Source organism: Winogradskyella sp. A3E31, assembly GCF_046720935.1.
GTDB lineage: Bacteria > Bacteroidota > Bacteroidia > Flavobacteriales > Flavobacteriaceae > Winogradskyella.
Genome location: NZ_JBHNWH010000002.1, coordinates 297,420 through 321,459, shown reverse-complemented (window position 1 = coordinate 321,459; position 24,040 = coordinate 297,420). Strand labels below are relative to the sequence as shown.

Genomic DNA, 24,040 nt, shown 5'->3' with positions numbered 1-24,040 from the left:
TTTGTTTTAGTTAATTTGCCCTTACTATGCTATTGACCAATTCCGTTTATATCGCCCTAGGGAGTAATAAGGGCCTAAAATTCGAAAATTTACAAGCTGCTGTGGATGCCATTCATCAGCGGATTGGTAGTATAAAACGAATATCTAAAGTATATCAGACCCCTGCTCTTGGTTTTGGTGATGCTACAGAAGTTGAAGACTTTTTTAACGCTTGTTTACACGTGGAAACGGAGTTGAGGTCTAATAAAGTGCTGTCAGAACTATTAAAGATCGAAAAACAATTAGGACGAACAAGGTCTGCAAAAAAGAATTATGAATCCCGGACAATTGACCTAGATATTCTCTTTTTTAATGATGAACAAATTACCACAAAACTACTGAGTGTTCCACATCCTGAAATTGAAAATAGACGGTTTGTGTTACAGCCACTTTTTGAAATTGCCAAGGACTATACGCACCCAAAACTAGAGTTAACGATCGAAACACTTCTAAAAAAGTGTGAAGACGATTCAACAATAGAACCTGTAAACATTTGGTTGAAAAACCCTATTAAGAATTTTGATTTTAAGGCATACAATTATATTGCTATTGAAGGTAATATTGGTGCAGGTAAAACCAGTTTAGCTCATAAAATTTCTCAAGATTTTAATGCTAAACTTATTTTAGAACGTTTTGCTGATAATGCATTTCTGCCAAAATTTTATAAGAAACCGGAGCGCTATGCCTTTACTTTAGAAATGTCATTCCTTGCAGATCGCTACCAGCAGATTAGTGATGACCTCTCTCAATTAGATTTATTTAAGGATTTCATGGTCAGTGATTACGATGTTAACAAGAGTCTGATTTTCTCAAAAGTAACCCTACCTGAAGATGAATTTCGATTGTACAGAAAACTATTTTATCAGGTATATAAAGACATTACAAAGCCCGATTTGTATGTGTACCTCTACCAAAACACGGAGCGTTTACAGCAAAACATAAAAAAGCGTGGGCGTAAGTACGAAAAGGAAATTAAGGACGACTACCTAGAGAAAATAAATACTGGGTATCTCGATTTTCTAAAGAGCCAGTCTGAGTTGAATGTAAAAATCATTGATATTTCTGATCGGGATTTTGTAAAGAATCGCGAAGATTATTTATGGATTTTGAATGAAATTCTAGATTAGAAACGGGTAAACAAAGTTGTTGTAATTCTACCATGATCTACAATAGTCTCAACCAATAGCTTTTGCTCCTTTATTTTTAAATTAAAAGGTTCGGCTAATAGATCAACACCACTATTCAGCTTTAATCTATTCCCTTGACTTGAAATCATATCAATATTGGGTACAAATGTACCTCTTGGTAGATGTTCAGTTAAGATGATGTATTTATAATGACTTAACTTTTTAACAATGGATTGAATTTCCTGATTGGATAAATGCTGCAAAACCTGTCTAAGGATAACACAGTCTGTTTTGGGTAGTTCATCTTTAGCGATATCCAAACATCTAAATTCTAAGTTGTCAGCTTTGTAGAGTTTTTTGTTGCGGTCTATTAGGCTTTCTACAATGTCAATGGCAATGTAGTTGCTCGAATGTGGCACAAGATGTTCTCCAACATTAAAATCCCCACAGCCTAAATCACATACTGTCAATGGTTCATCTTGAGAAATCAGAAAACCAGTAACAACATTTAAATACGGTTGAATAATTTGTGTATTATGCGATCCTTCACCAGAATAAAAATCAAATGTTTTTCCACCCCAAAGATGCTGCTCGTAAATTTGTTCCATTACAGCTTTTGTGGGCCAGGGTGTTTTTGAATTTTTGAGATTCTTCACGTTCTTCAGAATGACACTTACTTTATTTTAGATTTCAGCTTGCTAAACACATCCCAAATCACAACCCCTGCACTCACAGAAATATTCAATGAGTGTTTTGTGCCGTATTGCGGAATTTCTAGAACAATGTCACTTTCATTAACGACGCTTTGCTGCACACCTTTTACTTCATTGCCAAAGACGAAGGCGTATTTGGTATTGGGTTGAGGTATAAAATCACTAAGCATAGTTGCGTTTTCTGCTTGCTCAATAGAACAAATGTGTACGCTTTCAGTTTTTAACTTTTTAACTATTTCGAGAGAGCTTTCACAATATTCCCAGTCAACCGATTCTGTACTGCCCAATGCTGTTTTGCGGATGTCATTATGTGGTGGGGTCGCCGTGATGCCACAGAGATAGATTTTTTTAATTAAAAAGGCATCACTTGTTCTAAAAACAGAACCAATATTGTTGAGGCTTCTAATATTATCCAAAACGATGATGATTGGTGTTTTTTCAGAAGCTTTAAATTCCTGAACATCCAAACGCTCTAATTCGCTATTTCTTAGTTTTCTCATACTATTCTTAGACACATGTCTTGGTGGCTGAGGCTCTCGAAGCCACATTTTTTAGTTGGTAACTTCGAGAGCCTCAGTCACCAATTTTATCAACACCTGTAAATAACTTATAGAAAATCAGCTTCAATAAGCTTCAAATTATAAGTAAATTAGCATTCTTACATTTTAAGCAAAAATAGAATTTAAAAACTAAAGTCACTTGGCTAAAAAAGCGAAAAAAGAAACCCCCTTGATGAAGCAGTATAACGCCATAAAGGCAAAATACCCAGATGCTTTGTTATTGTTTAGGGTGGGGGATTTTTATGAAACTTTTGGCAGTGATGCTGTAAAGGCAGCACAGATTTTAGATATCATCTGCACCAAAAGAGGTGCCGGTAGCCAGAGTGAAACTGAATTGGCTGGTTTTCCTCATCATTCTTTAAATACGTATTTGCCCAAATTGGTAAGGGCAGGTGAGCGTGTGGCTATTTGTGACCAGTTAGAAGATCCAAAGCAGACAAAGAAAATTGTTAAGCGAGGAGTTACAGAATTGGTAACCCCAGGTGTAGCGTTTAATGATGACATATTACATTCAAAATCCAACAACTTTTTAGCGGCAGTTTATTTCGATAAGCAGCGTATCGGGGTTTCATTTTTGGATATTTCTACAGGAGAATTTTTAACCTCACAAGGCAATTCAGAATATATCGATAAGCTACTTCAAAACTTTAATCCGAGTGAGGTTTTGGTGTCTAAGAAATGTAAATCAGATTTCCAAGAAACTTTTGGTAATGACTTTCATACTTTCTTTTTAGAAGATTGGGTATTTCAGGCAGACTATGCTTATGAAACTTTAAATAAGCATTTTAACACAAAATCCTTGAAAGGTTTTGGTATTGAGGACTTGTACGAAGGGATTATAGCCTCAGGTGTTGTATTACACTATTTAAGCGAAACGCGTCATAGTAAGTTGGAGCACATTTCAACAATTTCTAGGATTGCCACGGATGATTATGTGTGGATGGATAAATTCACCATCAGAAATTTAGAGCTCTACCATTCTACAAATACCAATGCCATTACGTTAATCAACGTTATCGATAAGACCATATCTGCTATGGGAGGTCGAACATTAAAGCGTTGGTTAGCCTTGCCTCTTAAAAGCGCTACTAAAATTAAGCAACGTCATGAGGTCGTTAACTTTTTTGTAAAAAATGATGCTATCCTTCAAAAGGTTCAAGGACATGTTAAGCACATTGGGGACATTGAGCGCTTAATTTCTAAAGTGGCAACGGCAAAAGTAAGTCCAAGAGAAGTGGTGCAGTTAAAAAATTCGTTGGAAGCTATTGCTCCTATTAAAAGTATTTCTGAACATTGCGAAAATGAGTCTTTGCAAGTCTTAGGTCAAAATTTGAATGCTTGCGAACTACTAAGAACTCGAATTAAAGAAACGCTGAATGAAGAAGCACCAGTAAATATTTTGAAAGGAAAAGCCATTGCTGAAGGTTTTTCGGAGGAACTTGATGAATTACGTGCGCTTTCTACTTCTGGTAAGGATTATTTAGACCAGATGTTGGAGCGTGAAAGTCAGAGAACTGGTATTACCTCTTTAAAAATTGCTTCAAACAATGTGTTTGGATACTATATTGAAGTTAGAAACACCCACAAAGATAAAGTACCACAAGAGTGGATCCGTAAACAAACCTTAGTTAGTGCCGAGCGCTACATTACGGAAGAGCTGAAAGAGTACGAAGCAAAAATTCTTGGTGCTGAAGAGCGCATTACCATCTTAGAACAAAGACTCTTCGCCGAGTTGGTCGAATGGATGCACCAATTTATCAAAGAGGTACAGCAAAATGCGCAGCTCATTGGGCAATTAGATTGCTTGTCTGGTTTTGCAACTTTAGCTAAAAGCAATGATTATGTCTATCCAATTATTAATGATGGATTTGACCTCGATATAAGAAATGGAAGACACCCAGTCATTGAAAAACAGTTGCCACTTGGTGAGCCCTATATTGCCAACGACTTGTTTTTGGATAGAGAAAACCAGCAAATCATTATGATTACTGGGCCAAACATGTCTGGTAAGTCCGCTATTTTGAGACAAACGGCTTTGGTTGTTCTTTTAGCTCAAATCGGAAGTTTTGTTCCTGCAGAAGCTGCGACTATCGGTTTGGTCGACAAGATTTTTACACGTGTTGGTGCCAGTGATAATATTTCTATGGGTGAGTCTACGTTTATGGTAGAGATGAATGAAACGGCATCTATATTAAATAATATATCAGAACGAAGTTTAGTGTTATTAGATGAAATTGGTCGTGGTACAAGTACTTATGATGGTATTTCTATTGCATGGGCTATTAGCGAGTATTTACATGAGCATCCTGCGAAGCCAAAAACATTATTTGCGACGCATTACCACGAGCTGAACGAAATGACGGAAACCTTTGAAAGGATTAAAAACTTTAATGTCGCGGTTAAGGAGCTAAAAGATAATGTGTTATTTCTTCGCAAGTTGGTTGAGGGAGGTAGTGAACATAGTTTTGGTATTCATGTAGCAAAGATGGCGGGGATGCCACAGCAAGTATTGCATAGGGCAAATAAGATTTTATCAAAACTGGAAAAGTCACATTCAAGCGAAGAACTTACCGATAAGGTAAGGTCGTTAAAAGACGATATGCAATTGAGCTTTTTCAATTTAGATGACCCACTTTTAGAAGATATTAAGGACGAAATTTTACACACCGACATCGATACTTTAACTCCCGTAGAGGCCTTGATGAAATTAAATGAGATAAAGCGAATGCTTGTAAAGAAAAAGCAAGCGTAGAATAAAAAGTATTTATTTATAAAAAAGGCTTTGCTTTTCTGAGAAATATTTTAAATTTGCATCCGCTTTTAGAGCGAATAGTTCATTAAAAACTGCGAAAGTAGCTCAGGGGTAGAGCATCACCTTGCCAAGGTGAGGGTCGCGGGTTCAAATCCCGTCTTTCGCTCTGCATCAAAATATACCAATTTGGTTACTGTTGTAACCAAAATGCTGAAGTGGTGGAATTGGTAGACACGTTGGACTTAAAATCCAATGGCCATTATGGCCGTGCGGGTTCAAGTCCCGCCTTCAGTACAAAAGCCTTTATCTTTTTTAGATGGAGGCTTTTTTTTATTCTAAGGGATTTAAATCCCAAAGTAAAGGCAAAATAAAATAGACTATAGCGGTTAATAGTAAGATGGAAACAATATTCATCCATACACCCTTTTTTACCATATCTTCTATCTTTAAATAACCAGAGCCAAAAACAACCGCATTTGGAGGGGTTGCTACGGGTAGCATAAAAGCGCAAGAAGCGGCAACGGTTGCACCCACCAATAAAAGATAAGGATGCACACCAATGGCATTTGCCATAGAAACCAATACTGGTAACAGCATGGCTGTGGTTGCTAAATTTGAGGTGATTTCTGTTAAGAAATTTACTATTGCAATCAATACCAAGAGTAATAAAATAAGTGGAATAGTTTGTAAAGACGTCATCTGTGTACCTATCCAAACCGCTAATCCGCTAGACTCAAAACCTAAGGCTAAAGCCATACCACCGCCAAAAAGCAAAAGAATACCCCAAGGTAGATTTATGGTATCTCCCCAGTCTAAAAGTCGCTTACCTTTTGTTTTAGAAGGGAGAAGAAATAAGGTAATCCCACAAGTAATAGCAATTATAGTGTCATCAATGGCAGGAATAAATTCTGCCAGTAAAAATGATCTACTGATCCAAGCAAATGCTGTAAGCAAAAATACTATTGAAATCACTTTTTCCTCATAAGAGATCTCGCCCAGCTCTTTTAATTGACGATCTATTTCTTCCTTACCACCTGCAAATTGTTTCTGTTTAAAGGTAAATGCAATCCGTGTGAGATATAGCCAGCTAAGGAAAAGAAATAAAACACTTATAGGGAATCCAAAAGAAAACCATTGTGCAAAAGTAATTTCAACCCCATAACTTTCTTGGACTACGCCAGCTAAAACAAGGTTAGGTGGTGTTCCAATTAAGGTAGCCATCCCTCCTATGGAGGCACTATAGGCTATAGCGAGCATCAAAGCTTTTCCAAAAATTAGATTTTCGTTCTCTATAGTTTCAGGTATATCTCTCAATTGGGCAACAATGGCCATCCCTACTGGCAAAATCATCACTGATGTAGCGGTATTAGAAATCCACATGGATAAAAAAGCAGTAGCAACCATAAAGCCTAGAATGATGTGAATGAGGTTAGTTCCTATGATTTTTATAATAGTCAGTGCAATACGTTTGTGCAGTTTCCATTTCTCAATGGCAATGGCCAAAATAAAACCACCAATAAACAAAAAGATATATTTATGTCCGTAGGAAGCTGTAGTTTCCGATAACGGGAGCCCGCCACTTAACGGAAATAAAAGTATAGGTAAAAGAGCAGTAACTGCAATAGGAAGTGCCTCGGTAATCCACCAAACAGCAATCCAAGCAGCAGATGCTAATATAGCTTTGGCTTCTTGACTCAAGCCTTCTGGATTAAAAAAAACAAGAATAATGATGAATAATACTGGTCCTAGAAAAAGGCCTGTGGTTTGCTTGGTTAACTTCATTCAATTAATGGTGGTTAATTAATGGGTTAAATTTATGTAGGAATAAGATAAGAAAGTGAATTAGTTTCAATAAAATAGATGTTTTTAATTATTAGATAAAATTTAGTATAATTTTCGACCTATACATTGTGCTTCAATATTTGCGTGCAATAGCTTTAAAGACTGAATTATTATATATTTACTACCTTAACAAACTCTTACATAGGGAGAGATTTTTATGAGACATAATTTTTGTATTTCATTATTCCTTTGTTTCTGGACGTTGTTGGGCTTTACCCAAGAATTGCCTCCTATAGTTATATTTTCACCACAAGATTATAATGCCGAAGATCAAAATTGGTCTATTTCCCAATCGGATGACAAAACTATTTATGTGGCCAATAACGAGGGGTTACTTCAATTTAATGGTGCGAAGTGGAATCTGTACAAAACTCCAAATAATACTATTTTAAGGTCAATTGAGGTTATTAATGACAGGATTTATACAGGAAGTTATATGGATTTTGGCTATTGGATAAAGAATGCCAAAGGTACATTAACCTATACATCTCTCACAAGTAGATTAGAGGATAAACTTATTGAGGATGAGGAGTTTTGGGATATAACCGAATTAGAGGGTAGAGTAATATTTCAATCGCTAGATCGGATTTTTATATATAATGAAAGTGAAGAGTTTTTTAGGGTTATCGATTCAAAATCTAGGATTATTAAGATGTATATAGTCGATAACAATATCTACTTTCAAAAAATAAATGGCAGTATTTTTAAAATAGATAAAGGATCTGAACAACTTTTAATTGATGGTAACGATATAGGAGCTAATGAAGTCGCTAATATTTTTAGCATAGAAGATGGCTTACTCATTCAGACACGTGAAAAAGGCTTTTATAAACTAAAAGGTAGCATTTTATCAAAATGGAATATAAATGCAGACTCAGTCTTGCTCAACAGTAGTGTGTATAATAGTATAAGATTAAAAGATGGGACTTTTCTATTGGGCACTATTTCTAAAGGGATAATACAGCTAAATGATAAAGGGGATATTATATTTAAGTTAGATCAGTCGAATGGTTTAGGAAATAATACTGTTCTTTCTCTTTTTGAGGATGAATCTGGTAACGTATGGCTTGGGTTAGACAATGGGATTAGTGTTATAAACTTCAATTCACCTTTTAATTTTTACAAAGACAGTGAAGGGGTGTTAGGTACTATATATGCATCGGCAAGGCATAATGGAAACATCTATTTAGGGACAAACCAGGGGCTTTTTTATAAAAAAGAAAGCTCTGAAGAAAATTTTCAGTTCGTTACAAGCACTAAAGGCCAAGTATGGGGTTTGGATAAAATCGGAGACACTCTTTTTTGTGGACACGATAAGGGCACTTTTGTTATCGATGGCCGTGATGCAATTCAAATAAGTACTGAAAGAGGAGCATGGGGCATAAAAGCGATACCTAACAACCCCAATTTATTGATACAAGGAAATTATCAGGGACTATTTATATTCCAAAATAATAATGGTAAATGGAGCTTAAGGAATAAACTCAAGGGTTTTGATATATCTTCAAGATATTTTGAGTTTGTTACTCCAACAAAATTGTTGGTAAGCCATGAGTATAAAGGAGTTTATAAACTCATCTTAGATAACGATTTAAATGAGGTTCTTGAATATAAGAAACTAGACCAAGAAATAGGGAAAGGTACTAGCTTAATTAAATATAACGATGCCATCTATTACTCATATAATGATGGTGTTTTTAAATATAATGAGTCAGAGACTGTATTTCAAAGAGACAGTATTCTCAGCACTATTTTTAAGGACGCAACCTATGTGTCGGGCAGACTCATATATGATTCTAATGCTAATAGATTATGGGGCTTTACTGAAAATCACATTGTTTATGTAGAAGCAGAGAGTCTAACAGGTGATATTAAAATTCATAAAATTTCGCTTCCAGATCAAGAAAGAAAATTTAAAGTTGGTTTTGAGAATATACTATACCTAAATAAAAGTGAATATCTCTTAGGGACTACAGAGGGCTATATGGTCATTGACCTTCAAAAAATTAAAAAAGAGGACTATATGGTTACACTCAATTCGGTGGCCTACAGCCCATTGTATGGTGACGGAAGATTGTTGCAATTAAATAGTGAAGAGACCAACTTAAAAAACAAAGAGAACACTTTAAAATTCACATACAGTATAGTTGGCTTTAGTAAATATGCTCCACCTAAGTATCAATACAGATTAGCAGGGATGTATAATGAATGGAGTGAGTGGTCAATAAATTCTGAAACTATATTTGAAAACCTTCCACACGGAAATTTCGTTTTTGAGGTTAGGGCAAAAGTAGGGAACCACTTGTCTGAAAATACAGCGACTTATAGTTTCAATATTAAAAGGCCTTGGTATTTAACTACTGTTGCTATTTTAGGGTATTGCATGCTGTTTGTTGTTATTACATTAGGTATTCAGGTTATTACTCGGGCATATTATAAAAATCAAAAAGAACGCGCCTTAGCAATTAAAGAACGCGAGTTGGAATATAAGGAGTTAGAAAACCAGAAGCAACTGGTTGAGTTTAGAAACAAGAGTCTACGTCAAGACATCGAAAATAAAAACAGGGAGCTCGGTATATCTACTATGAATCTTATCAAGAAAAACGAGTTTTTAAGTGGCATAAAAAATGAGCTAAAAGATGTAAAGCAAGTAAAGGATGTTAAAAGTGTAATTAAGGTTATTGATAGAAATATTAATAATAAAGATGACTGGAAGTTTTTTGAAAAAGCTTTTAACAACGCAGATAAGGATTTTTTAAAAAAAGTAAAAAACATACATCCAGAGTTAACCCCAAACGATTTAAAATTGTGCGCCTATTTAAGGCTCAATTTGGCTTCAAAAGAGATAGCCCCACTACTTAACATCTCTCCCAGAAGTGTAGAAGTTAAACGCTACCGGTTACGTAAAAAGATGAATTTACCTCACGAAGCCAGTTTAACAAACTACATACTGGACATTTAATAGCTATACAACTCTTACAAACACCTATACAATACCTATACATATTGTTAAATATACCTACTATTGCGTTGTAGTTTTATAGCTTCTTAAGCTATCTAGATACTGAATTCACTATGCTTCTTTATCAAAATCGTAAAATTCTTCTTATAATATTAAGATGTATGTTTTTTGTATAGCGAAAATTTATTGAATTCATAACAATTAGTAATAAGTTGCAATTTCTAATTTGACTAATATGTATTCAAAATTTTTTAAAATCTTATGTTTTGTTTTTGCGGCACAACTCAGTGCCCAAAATATAAATGTTACAGGTAGTGTTGTTGACGCTACATCCAATCAGCCGCTTCCCGGTGTTAATATTATATTAAAAAGCACAACACGAGGGACAATTACGGATTTTGACGGTAAATTCTCTTTAAATGATGTGCCACTTAATTCAACTTTAGTGGTGTCCTATTTAGGATTTCAAACGCAAGAGGTAACGGTTACAAGTGACCAGGAATTAACTATTATCCTTCAGGAAGATACAGAGGCTCTTAATGAGGTTGTAGTTATTGGTTATGGTACACAAACAAAGAAAGAAATTACTGGTGCTGTTTCGGTAGTATCTAGTGAAACCATAGAAACCCTAAAACCCACACGTATAGAGCAGGCACTGCAAGGACAGGTTGCTGGTGTGAATATTGTGTCTAATTCTGGTGCGCCAGGTGCAGCTTCAACTATCAATATACGTGGTATTTCAACCAATGGGGATTCAAGACCGTTAATTTTAGTTGATGGAACACGAGTAGAGGATTTAAGTGTTATTAATCCAAACGATATTGAATCTGTTAATGTCTTAAAGGATGCGACTGCAGGTATTTATGGGGTGCAGGCTGCAAACGGGGTTATTTTAATTACAACCAAGTCTGGTCGACAAAACATGCCTTTAACTGTAGAGTATAATGTATATGGTGGAGTACAAGAAACAACACGTAAGTTACCATTGCTTAATGCTACTGAATATGGTCTTTTGTTAAATGAGGCTTATGTGGCTAATGGTGATGCGTTGCCATTTCCAGATGTTTCTGGATTGGGACAAGGAACAGATTGGCAAGACCAGGTGTTCGAAACAGCTCCAGTTTTTAATAATGCAATTACCTTGAGAGGTGGTGGCGAAAAATCTACCTATGCCTATGGTGCTTCATTCTTAACACAAGACGGTATTGTAGGAGGAGATAAAGCCAATTTCACGAGATTAACTAAAAGAGCAAGTTATGGCCTAGATATTTTAGAAAATTTGAAGTTTAACGGGGGGATTACTTGGACACATACAACAAGACGAACGTTGCCTGAAACAGGAATTGGATCTGTGCTATTTAATGCCATAAATATGGCTCCTACAATTGGGCCAAATGGAGCAGCTACCGGTTTAGGTTTTGAGGTTGTAAACCCAAACAAACAAATAAATAATACTTTCAACCGAGGTGTTGTAGATAAAATTAACGGAAACCTTAATCTATCCTACACCTTTTTAAATGATTTTACTGCTAACGTTAGTTATCAGTTTAATTATGCACAAGTAAGAGGGAAGACTTTTTCGCCAATTATCGATTATGGAATTCAAGGGACGGTAGACAAGGTCTTTGATGTTGAAAGAAACCAAGTCGCAGAAACGAAAAGTTATTTTAGAGATTATTTATTTGATGCTTATTTAACTTATGAAAAAACGTTCAACCAGGACCATAACCTAAAAGTGTTATTAGGAACTGTAATAAGTAAAGAGTCTGGTAATAATACAGGTTTTGTTGGTTTCGAAATCCGAAATAATAGTATAAATAATGCAAGTTTAGAAGAGGCTACGGGAATTCAAAATATTTTTCCAAATGAAACGAGTTTTGAAAAAACAATTCTTAGATATTTAACTAGGGTTCAATATAACTATAAAGGTAAATATTTATTATCTGCGGTGTTTAGCCGAGATGGTTCAAGTAATTTTGGCCCTGAAAACAAGTTTGGTTACTTCCCTTCAGCTTCTGTAGGTTGGGTAGCTTCAGATGAGTCATTTTTAAATGACAGCTCTGTGATAGACTTCTTAAAGTTAAGAGGATCTTACGGGATTTTAGGAAATGATAGAATTGGGGCATTCAGGTTTGTGTCTTTATTAAATGGTGAAGGAGAATACGTTTTTGGAGATAATCTGGTCTTTGGAACAACACCAGGAGCTATTTCTAACCCTCAAATTAAGTGGGAAAAGCAAAGAACTTGGGATGTAGGTTTAGATATGAGACTTTGGAACAATAAACTCGATATCACTTTAGATTATTACCAAAGAAGAACTGAGGATTTATTGGTTGCTCCACCAGTTTCTGGATTATTAGGAGCGGCAGCACCAGGTTCAGGCTCACCATTTATTAATGCTGGTGTGGTAGAAAACAAAGGTTTCGAATTTGCTATCGGCTATAACCAGAGCATAGGTGAAGACTTTAATCTCAACGTAAAATATAATGTAGCCACTTTAGACAATAATGTTATTTCTGTTAGTGATTCTGGAGACTTTATTCCTGGAGGTGCCTTTGGAATTGGTCAGGCAGAACCATCACGTATGGAAGCGGGACAACCAATAGGATATTTCCGCGGATTTAAGACTGCTGGGATTTTCCAGAATCAGGCTCAAGTAGATAGTTCGCCTGTACTTAACTCAAATACCCAGCCAGGGGATTTAATATTTGTAGATATTAATAACGATGGTGTTATCGATGATAATGATAGAACTAATATTGGTGATCCTATACCAGATGCAACAATGGGTCTTAACTTAACAATGGACTATAAGAATTTCGATTTTGGGGCTTATGCTTTTGCAAGTGTAGGTAATGACATTGTAAGAAATTATGAAAGAAACCTTCCAAATACCAATCGTACTGTTTATTATTTACAACGTTGGACGGGTGAAGGTTCTACAAACACCTTCCCAAGAGTAACAACAGGAGCAACTAATAATACTTTATTCTCTGATTTTTATGTTGAGGATGGTTCCTTTATAAGGTTGCAAAATGTACAATTAGGATATTCATTGTCACCTGAAACTGCAGAACGATGGGGTCTAGATAAGTTAAGATTTTATGTTTCTGCAAGCAACTTGTTTACATTAACAGAATATAATGGTTATGACCCAACAACATCTAATGGTGCACCTATTGGTGGTGGAATAGATTATGGGTTTTACCCAAATCCGAGAACATATTTATTAGGAATGAATCTAAAATTTTAATACGACCATGAAAAATTTCAAAATCACATACATTTTTTTAGCACTGTTTATCATGGCGTCTTGCAGTGATGACTTTGTGGATGTAGAATCAAATGCAGAGAACTCAGAGGACTTCTTTAATACAGAAGAGGATTATCAAGAAGCCCTCATAGCAGCCTACGACCTTTTGCAATCAACATATTTAAACGTTATGTTGGGTGAGATAGCATCAGACAATACATTGGCTGGTGGAGAAAATGCCAATGATGTCCCAGGTATCCAAGAAGTAGATGATATGATTCACACTTCAATCAATCAGCAATTAAGGGATATATGGAGCTGGATGTACGCAGGAGTTAATCGTGCCAATTATATTATGGAATTTCAGGATAAAACCGATTTTCCTGGTAAAGCAGGTGTTTTAGCACAGACCCGTTTTTTAAGAGCTTATTATTATTTTGAATTGGTAAAATGGTTTGGTGATGTGCCTTTTGCTGTGGACCAACGAATTCAATTCGGTGATCAATTCTCAATACCTAGAACACCAAAGGCAGAAATTTATGCACAAATTGAAGCAGATCTAATTTTTGCGGCAGATAATTTACCATATACTCAAGCACAAGAAGGACGTATAACAAAAGGTGCTGCGCAAGCACTTTTAGGTAAAGCATATCTCTACCAAGACAAGTTTACTGAAGCTGCAAATGTGTTAGAGGATCTTATTGTAAATGGCCCTTACGATTTGCTGACGGATTACAGTACCATGTTCGAAAACGACAATGAAAACAACATCGAATCCGTTTTTGAAGTACAATATACCGATGAACAAGGTGCGGGTTTTGGTTGTTTGCAGTGTAGTGAAGGAAATGTAGCCGTAGGATTTCAAGGGGTGAGAAACTATAATGGGCCAGATTTTGAATCCGGTTTTAGTTTTAATGTTCCCGTTGAGGAAGCCTATAATGCTTTTGACGAAGAAGATTTAAGACGTGATGTTGCTATTTTAGACATTGAAGCTTGGGCTACAGAAACAGGGGCAACCTTTGGAACAGGGTTTGAGCATACAGGATACTTTAATAGAAAGTATATTCCAAGAAAAGGTGACCTAAATACAGGTGATGCCAATTTAACTAACCCAAATAATTATAGATCTATTCGTTTTGCTGATGTGCTTTTAATGGCGGCAGAAGCTTTAAATAGAGGCGGTATCAGTGATACACGAGCGCAACAATATTTAAATAGAGTTCGCGAGAGAGCCTTTGGAAATAGTGATAACAATATTACAGCAACAGGGAGTGGACTTACAGATGCCATTTATAATGAAAGACGTCTGGAGCTCGTAGGTGAAGGCCATCGCTTTTTCGACTTGGTAAGAACAGGAAGAGCAGCAGGTACTATTCCAGGCTTTCAATCAGGTAAACACGAATTATTCCCAATACCGTTGGTAGAAATACAATTAGCTGGAAACCAATGGGAACAAAATCCAGGATATTAAAAAAAGAACTATGAAAAATTTAAAAGTTATAAGCAGTTTTTTAATGCTTTTCTTACTTCTGACCTGTTCAGAAGATGATAGAAGTACAGACTTTATTGATAATGTTGAAGCACCTTCAAACTTGTCTATGAACTTTACTGTGACACAAGATAATACGGGTACAGTAACTATAGCACCAAATGGAGTTGGAGCGACTCAATTTACCATTCAACTAGGTGATGGATCAGGACAATCAGTTGACCTTGGAGTTGGCGAGAGTTTTGACCATATTTATGCCGAAGGCACATACACAGTAGGGTTAATAGCTAAAGCAATAAACGGAAAAACAACGGAAACTTCTCAAGAGTTGGTAGTATCATTTCAAGCTCCACAGAATTTAATGGTCACTATAGAAAATGATGAAGCCATTTCAAAACAAGTCAATGTTACTGCATCTGCTGAATTCGCTGTAATGTTTGAAGTTGATTTTGGTGACGGAAGTGAGCCTTTAACTGGTAATATCGATTCAACAGTATCTTACGTTTACGCTGATCCTGGTACATATACAATCACAGTGACTGCAATGGGAGCTGCAATAGAAACAACTCAGTACGTTGAAGAGTTTGAAGTAACGGCCATACAACAGCCAACTGCTTCGGCACCGACGCCTCCAGATAGAGCGGAAGCAGATGTTATTTCATTATATACCGAAGTATATACTAACGAGCCAGGAACGGACTTCTTTCCTAACTGGGGCCAAGGAGATTGTTGTGGTAGTAGTTGGGGAACTTTTGATCTTAACGGTGATGAAATGTTACAATACACAAACATAAGTTACCAGGGTAATCAATTAGCTGCTCCAATCGATGTGTCAGAGATGGAATTTGTCCACTTTGAGGTCTGGACAGCAGATGTTTTACAGAGCATTGAATTCTCTTTGATAAGTGTATCTAATGGAGAACGTCCTGTAACTGTGGAGTTAACTCCAAACGCATGGACAAGCATTGATATTCCTATTTCGGACTATACAGACCAAGAAGGGTTTACAGTTACTGATATCCACCAAATAAAATATGTTGGCACACCGTTTTCTGGAGGAGGAACAGCCTTTATAGATAATATTTATTTTTATAGAGCGCCGTCTGTTCAAACCCAACCAATCATTCCAGTTGGTTTTGAATCAGCAACATTTGATTATGGAATCTTTAGTTTTGGGGGCCCTAATTTTGAGCCTATCCCTGCTGGTATAATAAACAACCCTGATCCTTCAGGTATTAATACAACTGAAAAAGTTTTTGAACTTCAAAAACCATCTGGTGCACAGGTTTGGGCTGGTGCAGGTATAAATCTTGCAGGAGGAACAGATTTTTCAGAAGGAACAACGATACTTGTAGATGTCTGGTCACCAACAGCAGGGACACCGATATTATATAAAATGGAAGACTCCTCATCTCCTCCAGATGGTAATGGAAACCCATCAGTTGTGGTAGAGGTATTAGTTAATACAACAGTGGCAAACCAGTGGGAAACTTTAGCTTTTGATCTAACAACATTTGGCGCATTTGACCCTTCAAATGCATACGATAGATCTATCTTCTTCGCTAATTTTGGTAACTCAGGTACCGGAAGCACTTATTATTTCGATAATATAAGAATCAGCGGTGCAACTCCACCATCTCCATCAATACCTTTAAATTTTGAGTCATCATTATTTGATTATGGGGCATTTAGTTTCGGTGGTGCCAATCATGCAATAATTGCAAATCCAGATATGTCAGGGATCAATACCTCTGGTAAAGTGTTTGAGATTGTAAAAACAAATGGCGCACAATTCTTTGCAGGTGCTGGTGTTAATTTAGCTGGTGCAACTAATTTTGCAAATGGCACCACAGTTACTGTTGATGTTTGGTCTCCTGCCGCAGGAACACAAATACTTTATAAAATGGAAGATTCTAATTCACCACCAGATGGTAATGGAAATCCGAGTGTGGTTGTTGAAGTTTTTGTAAATACTACAGTAGCTAACCAATGGGAAACTTTAAGCTTCGACTTAACAACTTTCGCTGCATTCGATCCTAATAACTCTTATGACAGAGTTATTCTATTTCCAGATTTTGGTAATGATGGTGTCGCTGACGAAACTTATTACTTTGATAATATAAAACTGACCAATTAAAATTAGAATTATGAAAAACATTAAATATATAATTGGCACATTCTTTATTGGACTACTCTTCTTTACGAGTTGTCAAGAAGATGATTTAGAATTTGGAGACATTGTAACTCCTACAAATATTGATATAAACGTCACTTACCTTGACGACACAAATGATGACGGTATTGCAGAAGAAACTACTGCACCTGGATTAGGGAGTGGTGAGGTTTTTATTTCTGTGACAGCAGATGATGCCATTTCTTATCAGGTTGTGATCCAAGGTCAGACCAAAGTACAACAGTCTGGAGGGGTCTCTCATATTTTTGCAACTCTAGGGAATAACACATACCCTATTACTGTAATTGCTTATGGGACTGGGGGCGTGTCTTCAAGTAGAACGGTTGAGATTGATGTTTTATCACTTTATGAGCCACCACAAGATTTGTTACAGATGTTGAGAGGGGATGGATCGAGGACATGGCGAATTAAAAACGAAGCAGGTGGTCATTTTGGATTGGGACCTGTAGGTGGTGACCCATTTTCGTTTTTCTCTGCTGGTGCAGATAGTAAAGCCGGTGTTGGTATGTATGACGACAGATATGTTTTTACTGACGACGGAACCTTCACTCACATAGTGGACAACACCAATGACGATCCTACTGTAGATCCTTCAGGTACTGTTTTTGGGCGAGAAGTCCTTATAAATGAGCTTGGTGGCGCAGGTGGTGGTACTCAAAACGGTGCTGACATTGAAAACTATGGCTATGAGGATTATAATGAAACTTGGTCCTTATCTGCTCCAGGCGGTGTAGAGACACTTAGCTTAAGCGGTATAGGATTTTTAGGATACTACATCGGTGGCAATCATCAATATCAAATATTGAGTCGTACGTCTAATGAGATGGTGGTTAAATCCACAGATGGCAATAATCAATTCGATTGGGGCTTTACGCTAATAGCAGAAGATTAAAGATAATAGAAAAAGATAAATAGGCTGTTTTAATTTAAAAACGGCCTATTTTTTCACTAACTTAAATGCATTCTCATAAAAACCTTAGCAGGAGCGATTTACAAACGTAGTTCCTATTGCAATATAACGGCATCTAAATAAACTAAACTATGAAAACAAAGCTTCTAGGGGTATTCTTTGCTCTAACCATTTCATCCATGTTTGCACAAGTTCATCAGGTTTCAGTTGAGAAATCTAATGATGGCATGCGCTTAGTCGTCAATGGAGAAAATTTTATGATTAACGGTATGAACTGGGATTATATTCCCATTGGTACTAACACTGTAAATGCTAATTTCTGGAAACAATCTGATGATATCATTAAAGCTGGTTTAGATTCAGAGATGGCTTTACTAAAAAATATGGGAGTCAATGTCATAAGACAATATACTGGCGTTCCTGCTAAATGGATTCAGTACATCTATGAAAATTACGGTATTTATACCATGTTAAATCATTCTTTCGGACGTTATGGGTTAACTATAGATGGTGTATGGACACCAGTGACTATTTATGACGATCCGAAGACTTCAGAATTGTTGATGCAAGAAGTTAAAACCCTTGTAGAAGGATATAAAAACACACCAGGTCTATTAATGTATCTCCTAGGTAACGAAAATAATTATGGTCTATTTTGGCAGGGAGCAGAAACGGAAGATTTCCCGGATGATGAAGGCCGTATTCAATTTATAGGAGAGAACAGAGGGCGGCCTATGTATCGATTAATGAATGAGGCTGCAAAGGTTATGAAATCTATGGATGGCTCTCATCCAGTTGCTATTTGTAACGGAGATGTATTGTTTATAGATATCATTGCTGAAGAGTGTACCGATGTCGATATTTATGGAACCAATGTGTATAGAGGAATTTCCTTTGGTGATATGTTCGATGTCGTAAATGAAAAATTAGACATGCCATTAATGTTTACTGAATTTGGTTCGGACGCATTTAATGCCATTGAGAATAGGGAAGATCAAAGAGCACAAGCAGAATATAATCTTGGAAACTGGAAAGAAATATATGCTAATGCAGCAGGCCTTGGAAAAGCAGGAAACTCGATAGGGGGATTTACATTTCAGTTTAGTGACGGTTGGTGGAAATATGGTTTTGACGATAGGAAGAATGCAGATGTACACGATAACAATGCATCCTGGGCTAATGGTGGATACCGTTTTGATTTTAAAGAAGGGCAGAATAATATGAACGAAGAGTGGTTCGGTATCTGTGCAAAAGGACCAACCAATCCGAGAGGACTTTATGATTTATACCCTCGAGCTTCATATTATGTTTTAAAAGAAGCACATGCTCTAAACCCCTATGGTGAAGGTGTAACTGCAGAATCCCTAGATAACTATTTTAATAATATCCAAATAATGGATGCCGTACTTAGGGCAAGAGGAGACAAAGCAGCGCTTGGAGGAGATGATTCTCAGAAAATACGTTTAAGTCAGTTAACAGCCGAATTTACTACTTTTAACACTGGCGGGTCACTTATTACCACTCCAGAAACGGCTGACCCAGACACAAATACTTACCCTAATCAGTTAGGTTTTGACCACATGCAATCCTATTTCGTAGGTGTGGAAGGAAATCCCTCTGCTAACATGAGAGCTAATGTAGTGTTCAATGTCATTGGTAAAGTTGCTGAAAACCCTATAGATGAAATTTTTTATGAAAATAGGGCACGTCCAGTAACCTCCTTGGATGATAATAACCAACAAGTTATTGAAAGCGATATTAATAGGGTAAATGTTTATCAAGCAGAATTTGAATGGAACGCGAAAGATTTTGATCTAAGAGGTTTTTATAGAACAGGACATTACCACTGGGGTTACGAAGGAGACTTTTTTGGATTATATCCTGAAGCTAATTATGGCCCTAATTTAGACATTTATGGTGGTGAAATTCTTGGATTGGAAGTGGATGCTAAAGGGAAATTAGATGGCTTAAAAGCAGCTTTTGGACCTCAATTATGGTGGGGTGCTAACCCAACAGCATTATTAAAATACAGTCGTACTTTTGGTCATTGGGATGTGACAGGTATTTATCATAGAGACCTACGGACTGAAATTAGATTTGACGAAAATGGTCAACGGATTCTAAATCCAGCACAGACTCGAAGTGGTATTATACCTGGTTTTCCTATGGAACGCGCTACCTTAGCCATAGAAAGAGAATTTGGGAAATTTGATGTAATGTTTGGTGGTATATGGGGCGGTAGCCCTTTAAATGGAAGTTCTTACCAAGATGTTACAGGAGAGAAGGGAAATTATACTGTTTTTGAAGATAAAATTCAAGGCAAGGATAATTGGGGTGGAAAAGCCAAGATTATGTATGCAGGAGGTCGTTTTAATTGGTATGCTCAAGGTGCAGTAATGGGGTTAGTTGCCGGAGGTGGTCCTGACCAAACATTGACATTTATAGGTTGGAAATTAAAAGATACGGGCAGTGGTAACCAATCTAACTTCTTAACAGGATTTACTTATTCTTTTGGTGATTTTCAATTTGCACCAAACTTCTTATGGCAAAAGCCACTAGTTGACCCAATGCCGAATGATGTTGAAGCGCCAGGAAGACTTAGAAATAATATTGATGACCCTTTTGCAGTAAGATGGAACCGTGAGACAACTGCTGGTGAAATGCTCATAACTTATGATCCAACACCAGGAACTTGGATGTACGAATGGGATAATGATAGGTCAGAGGATGCTAAGTTTGCAGCAAATTTGGGGTTTGTCTATCGCCACCTGCCAACAACTATGGATGCACATATTGGTTTCTTGGCCAATCGAACGTTTTTTGCCTTCCCTAATTCTGTGCCTGCCGAAGATCTATGGGAAGTGCACTCTAGGATGGTTTCAAAACTCAACCCTGATTTAGGAATAATTGGTAACTTCTATTATGGCAATGCACAAGCCAATGGTGATAGTGAGAGGTCAATTAAACGATTTGGAGGAAATCTGAGGGCAATTTATAAAAAAATGAAATTTGAAGGACACGTCAAAGTCAACGATTGGGGGCCTTTTGATTATCATAGAGATTTCAACCTTACTTTTCCGTTACAGCTAATGTTAGATGTATCTACTAATTTAGGAAAACCAGACTGGTTTATATTACCGAGCACTAAAGTTGGGATTCGTGGTACATGGAGATCTTTAAATGAATTTTCTCCAAGATATGAACCCAACCAAGCACCAGAATTTGGTGAACCACCTGCAAGTTCAGTTGGATTTCCGAATGGCTCTGAGTGGGAGATAAGAACTTATGTTCATATTAATATTGGTAAATAAAAAACAGCAATGATGAAGACATACGAAATAAACAAAAAACAACTTTCATTTTTAATAGGTTTAATTCTAGTATTTAATTTAAGTTGTGAAAGAGAATTATCAGACGATGCTGTAGAGGCTGGATTTCCTACAACAGGTCAAATATTTACTGACAATTTTGTTGGTTTGGGGAGCAATTTTTACTTGCCGTTTGCAGACTCTAAACTCGATGCCTTTTCGGTAGATACTAGCGAAGGCTATGAAAGCTCTGCTTCTTATAGAGTTGATGTCCCAAATGCCGATGACCCTACGGGTAATTATGCAGGTGCTATTCTAAGAATTGATGGAGCAGGTCGTGATCTTACAGGATACGATGCGCTTACGTTTTGGGCTAAAGCATCTCAAGGGGTAAGTATTGATGCTTTCGGATTTGGACAAGATTTTATTGAAAACAAATATCAAGTAACTACAAACAATGTCAGTGTAGGGACGAATTGGGCAAAGTACACCATTCCAATTCCTGATCCATCTGTATTAACTGAAGAGCGTGGAATGTTCTGGTATGCAGCAGGAACCCAAGCAACTGGTGGGTTTGGATATGTTCTTTGGATAGATGAAATTCAATTTGAGAATACAGGGACTGTAGCACAACCAAGACCAGAGATTTTATTTGGACAAGATTTGTCTGAACAAACATTTATTGGTTCACAACGAACCATTAATGGGCTACAAGAAACGTTTAATTTAGCCAATGGCCAAGACGTTACAGTATTACCTGCACCGGGATACTACAACTTTGAGTCTTCAAACCCTGGCGTAGCAACAGTGAGTGATTTAGGAATTGTTACCGTCACAGGCTCTGGTTCATCAACAATAACAGCAAGTTTAGGCGCATTAGACGCAGAGGGATCTTTAGAATTGAATTCCTTGGGAGAGTTCACGCAAGCACCTACACCAACGAGGGATCCAGACAATGTAATTTCGGTATTTAGTGATGCTTATGACAATGTTCCTGTAGATTACTACAACGGTTTTTTTGCACCGTTCCAAACCACTCAAGGAGGAGCACCTCCAATTAATATCGGTGGAGGTGAAGTTATAAATTATACGGATCTCAATTTTGTGGGTATTGGCACATTTTTAAATGTATCACCTTTAGATTTAACATCAATGACCCATTTACATGTAGATATAAACGTGCAAGAAGCTATAGACCCAAGTGACTTTATAAGATTACAAATTATAGATGGCGTACAAACAAATAATGAAATATCAGGATCGTCTACTTTAAACACTGCCGATTTGGTTTCTGATGGTTGGGCTAGTTTCGATATTCCATTAGCGGATTTTACGGGATTAAGTGTTAGGGATCAAGTAGGTTTATTATTCTTTATCTCAGACGCTACTATTTCTAATATTTATGTGGACAATATTTATTATTATCAAGAGGTAACTGAACCAACTGATAATGTCGATGACTCTGCCGCAACACAGGTTGCTTTACCAGTAGGCTTTGAATCAACGTCATTAACCTATAATATTTTTGGGTTTGAAGGTGCTGTACCTGCAATTGTTACAAATCCTGATCAGACGGGAATTAATCCTACAGCTACCGTTATGGAGTCAGAAAAAACAGCTGGCGCTCAGTTTTTTGCTGGTAATGTTCTCGATTTAGACGCACCAATTGATTTTTCATCATCGCAAAAATTAAGGATAAAAGTATGGTCTCCAAAAGATAATATACCTATACGGTTTGCTTTAGAAACTGCAGGTGGAGGAAATCAGGTTTTTGTTGATGCTAATGTTCCTGATGGTTTTGCGAATCAGTGGGTCGAATTAGAATTTGACTTTAGTGCTGTCTTTGATTCAGGGTTAGATTATCAAAGAGTCATTGTGTTCTTCGAATTTATCGATGGTGTTGCAGGTGACGGATCGACATATTATCTCGACGACATCAAAATTTTAAACTAAAACAAAATGGAAAAGAAAATAGAAATTATTATTAAGAAGAACAGGTTAGAATTAGTCTCGGTTATTGTATTAGGTCTTATAACTTTCTTTGTGGTGTCTTGCTCTTCGGATGATACTCAAACAGTAACAACCTTTGATAATTTGGTGATGCAAGATGAGTTCGATACTAATGGCGCTTTAAACCCTTCAATGTGGACTTATGATTTAGGTAATGGCTCAGAAGTTGGTCTACCTGGATGGGGTAATAATGAATTACAATATTATACTGACAGACCCGAAAATGTAAGAGTTGAAGATGGAGTGCTAAAAATCACTGCAATTCAAGAACAGTTTGAAGGGTCTGGATATACATCTGCCAGAATAAAAACGGAAGGACTCTTTCAACAGCAATTCGGTAGAATTGAAGCACGTATTAAATTACCATGGGGACAAGGCCTTTGGCCAGCGTTCTGGATGCTTGGTGACGATAATGGAGGTGCTGATGTATGGCCACAGAGAGGCGAAATTGATATTATGGAGAATAGAGGGGGAGAGCCTACACTTATTAATGGCACTGTGCATGGTCCAGGGTATTCTGGCGGGGAGTCTATAACAAAGGCATTTGAACTGGAAAATGATAGATTCGATACAGGATTTCACATCTTCGGCATCGAGTGGGCAGAAAATTACATCAATTTTTATGTAGATGATGTATTATACAATCAAATTACACCAGCTGATGTTCCTGGAGAATGGGTATTCAATGATGAATTCTTCATTATAATGAATGTTGCTGTTGGGGGTAATTACGGAGGTCCACCTAATAACGACACAGTATTTCCACAAACCATGGAAGTCGATTATATAAGAATTTATTCCGCTAACTAATTTTTTTAATAAAACCTAAGGCCGAGATTGAGTCTCGACCTTTTCTTGTCCCACCAGAATTATTAAAATTT

General features: G+C 36.8%; 13 protein-coding genes and 2 tRNA genes. 12 read left to right on the top strand and 3 right to left on the bottom strand.

Translation table 11 applies throughout. The features are described from left to right. Nucleotides 1-26: 26 nt before the first annotated feature. Entirely contained in the window at nucleotides 27-1,166 is a 1,140-nt protein-coding gene (folK, locus tag ACFEMA_RS03900; RefSeq protein ID WP_411766696.1) for a 2-amino-4-hydroxy-6-hydroxymethyldihydropteridine diphosphokinase, read from the top strand. Here the strand turns inward: folK and ACFEMA_RS03895 are convergent. Together ACFEMA_RS03895 and ACFEMA_RS03890 are read right to left on the bottom strand one after the other, a co-directional pair. Beyond that, on the bottom strand, nucleotides 1,163-1,774 hold the full coding sequence (locus ACFEMA_RS03895) for a class I SAM-dependent methyltransferase (protein ID WP_411766695.1): 612 nt from the start codon (nucleotides 1,772-1,774) through the stop codon (nucleotides 1,163-1,165). The genes folK and ACFEMA_RS03895 overlap by 4 nt on opposite strands. A 65-nt stretch (nucleotides 1,775-1,839) precedes the next feature. Continuing rightward, complete coding sequence (locus ACFEMA_RS03890; RefSeq protein WP_411766694.1) at nucleotides 1,840-2,379, bottom strand: RNA methyltransferase; 540 nt, start codon at nucleotides 2,377-2,379, stop codon at nucleotides 1,840-1,842. 199 nt (nucleotides 2,380-2,578) lie between these two features. On the opposite strand from ACFEMA_RS03890, the gene mutS reads away from it, so the two are divergent. The 3 genes from mutS to ACFEMA_RS03875 all read left to right on the top strand — a co-directional run bounded on the left by mutS (nucleotide 2,579) and on the right by ACFEMA_RS03875 (nucleotide 5,485). After that, nucleotides 2,579-5,191 carry a DNA mismatch repair protein MutS gene (gene mutS / locus ACFEMA_RS03885; RefSeq protein WP_411766693.1) on the top strand — a complete coding sequence of 871 codons (2,613 nt, stop codon included), beginning with the start codon at nucleotides 2,579-2,581 and terminating at the stop codon, nucleotides 5,189-5,191. A gap of 94 nt (nucleotides 5,192-5,285) precedes the next feature. Further along, nucleotides 5,286-5,357 (top strand) — tRNA-Gly (locus tag ACFEMA_RS03880). 43 nt (nucleotides 5,358-5,400) lie between these two features. Continuing rightward, a tRNA-Leu gene (locus ACFEMA_RS03875) sits at nucleotides 5,401-5,485 on the top strand. A gap of 36 nt (nucleotides 5,486-5,521) precedes the next feature. Here the strand turns inward: ACFEMA_RS03875 and ACFEMA_RS03870 are convergent. Then, nucleotides 5,522-6,973 carry an SLC13 family permease gene (locus ACFEMA_RS03870; RefSeq protein ID WP_411766692.1) on the bottom strand — a complete coding sequence of 484 codons (1,452 nt, stop codon included), beginning with the start codon at nucleotides 6,971-6,973 and terminating at the stop codon, nucleotides 5,522-5,524. Between the two features lie 217 nt (nucleotides 6,974-7,190). On the opposite strand from ACFEMA_RS03870, the gene ACFEMA_RS03865 reads away from it, so the two are divergent. The 8 genes from ACFEMA_RS03865 to ACFEMA_RS03830 all read left to right on the top strand — a co-directional run bounded on the left by ACFEMA_RS03865 (nucleotide 7,191) and on the right by ACFEMA_RS03830 (nucleotide 23,969). Next, nucleotides 7,191-9,995, top strand: a complete 2,805-nt coding sequence (locus tag ACFEMA_RS03865) for a triple tyrosine motif-containing protein (RefSeq protein WP_411766691.1) — start codon at nucleotides 7,191-7,193, stop codon at nucleotides 9,993-9,995. A 235-nt stretch (nucleotides 9,996-10,230) separates the two neighbouring features. Next, nucleotides 10,231-13,248: a SusC/RagA family TonB-linked outer membrane protein gene (locus ACFEMA_RS03860; RefSeq protein ID WP_411766690.1), complete on the top strand. Its 3,018-nt coding sequence runs from the start codon at nucleotides 10,231-10,233 to the stop codon at nucleotides 13,246-13,248. A 7-nt stretch (nucleotides 13,249-13,255) separates the two neighbouring features. Continuing rightward, nucleotides 13,256-14,719 (top strand): RagB/SusD family nutrient uptake outer membrane protein, encoded by a 1,464-nt coding sequence (locus ACFEMA_RS03855; RefSeq protein ID WP_411766689.1) that lies wholly within the window; start codon nucleotides 13,256-13,258, stop codon nucleotides 14,717-14,719. Between the two features lie 10 nt (nucleotides 14,720-14,729). After that, on the top strand, nucleotides 14,730-16,874 hold the full coding sequence (locus ACFEMA_RS03850; RefSeq protein WP_411766688.1) for a PKD domain-containing protein: 2,145 nt from the start codon (nucleotides 14,730-14,732) through the stop codon (nucleotides 16,872-16,874). A 10-nt stretch (nucleotides 16,875-16,884) separates the two neighbouring features. After that, complete coding sequence (locus tag ACFEMA_RS03845) at nucleotides 16,885-17,823, top strand: glucan endo-1,3-beta-D-glucosidase (protein ID WP_411766687.1); 939 nt, start codon at nucleotides 16,885-16,887, stop codon at nucleotides 17,821-17,823. Nucleotides 17,824-17,972: 149 nt separating this feature from the next. Continuing rightward, nucleotides 17,973-21,152, top strand: a complete 3,180-nt coding sequence (locus ACFEMA_RS03840; protein ID WP_411766686.1) for a glycoside hydrolase family 2 TIM barrel-domain containing protein — start codon at nucleotides 17,973-17,975, stop codon at nucleotides 21,150-21,152. A 9-nt stretch (nucleotides 21,153-21,161) separates the two neighbouring features. Beyond that, nucleotides 21,162-23,102: a carbohydrate-binding protein gene (locus tag ACFEMA_RS03835; RefSeq protein WP_411766685.1), complete on the top strand. Its 1,941-nt coding sequence runs from the start codon at nucleotides 21,162-21,164 to the stop codon at nucleotides 23,100-23,102. A 6-nt stretch (nucleotides 23,103-23,108) separates the two neighbouring features. Continuing rightward, the gene (locus ACFEMA_RS03830) at nucleotides 23,109-23,969 is read left to right on the top strand and encodes a family 16 glycosylhydrolase (RefSeq protein ID WP_411766684.1); all 861 of its coding nucleotides are present in this window, start codon (nucleotides 23,109-23,111) and stop codon (nucleotides 23,967-23,969) included. Nucleotides 23,970-24,040: the final 71 nt, after the last annotated feature.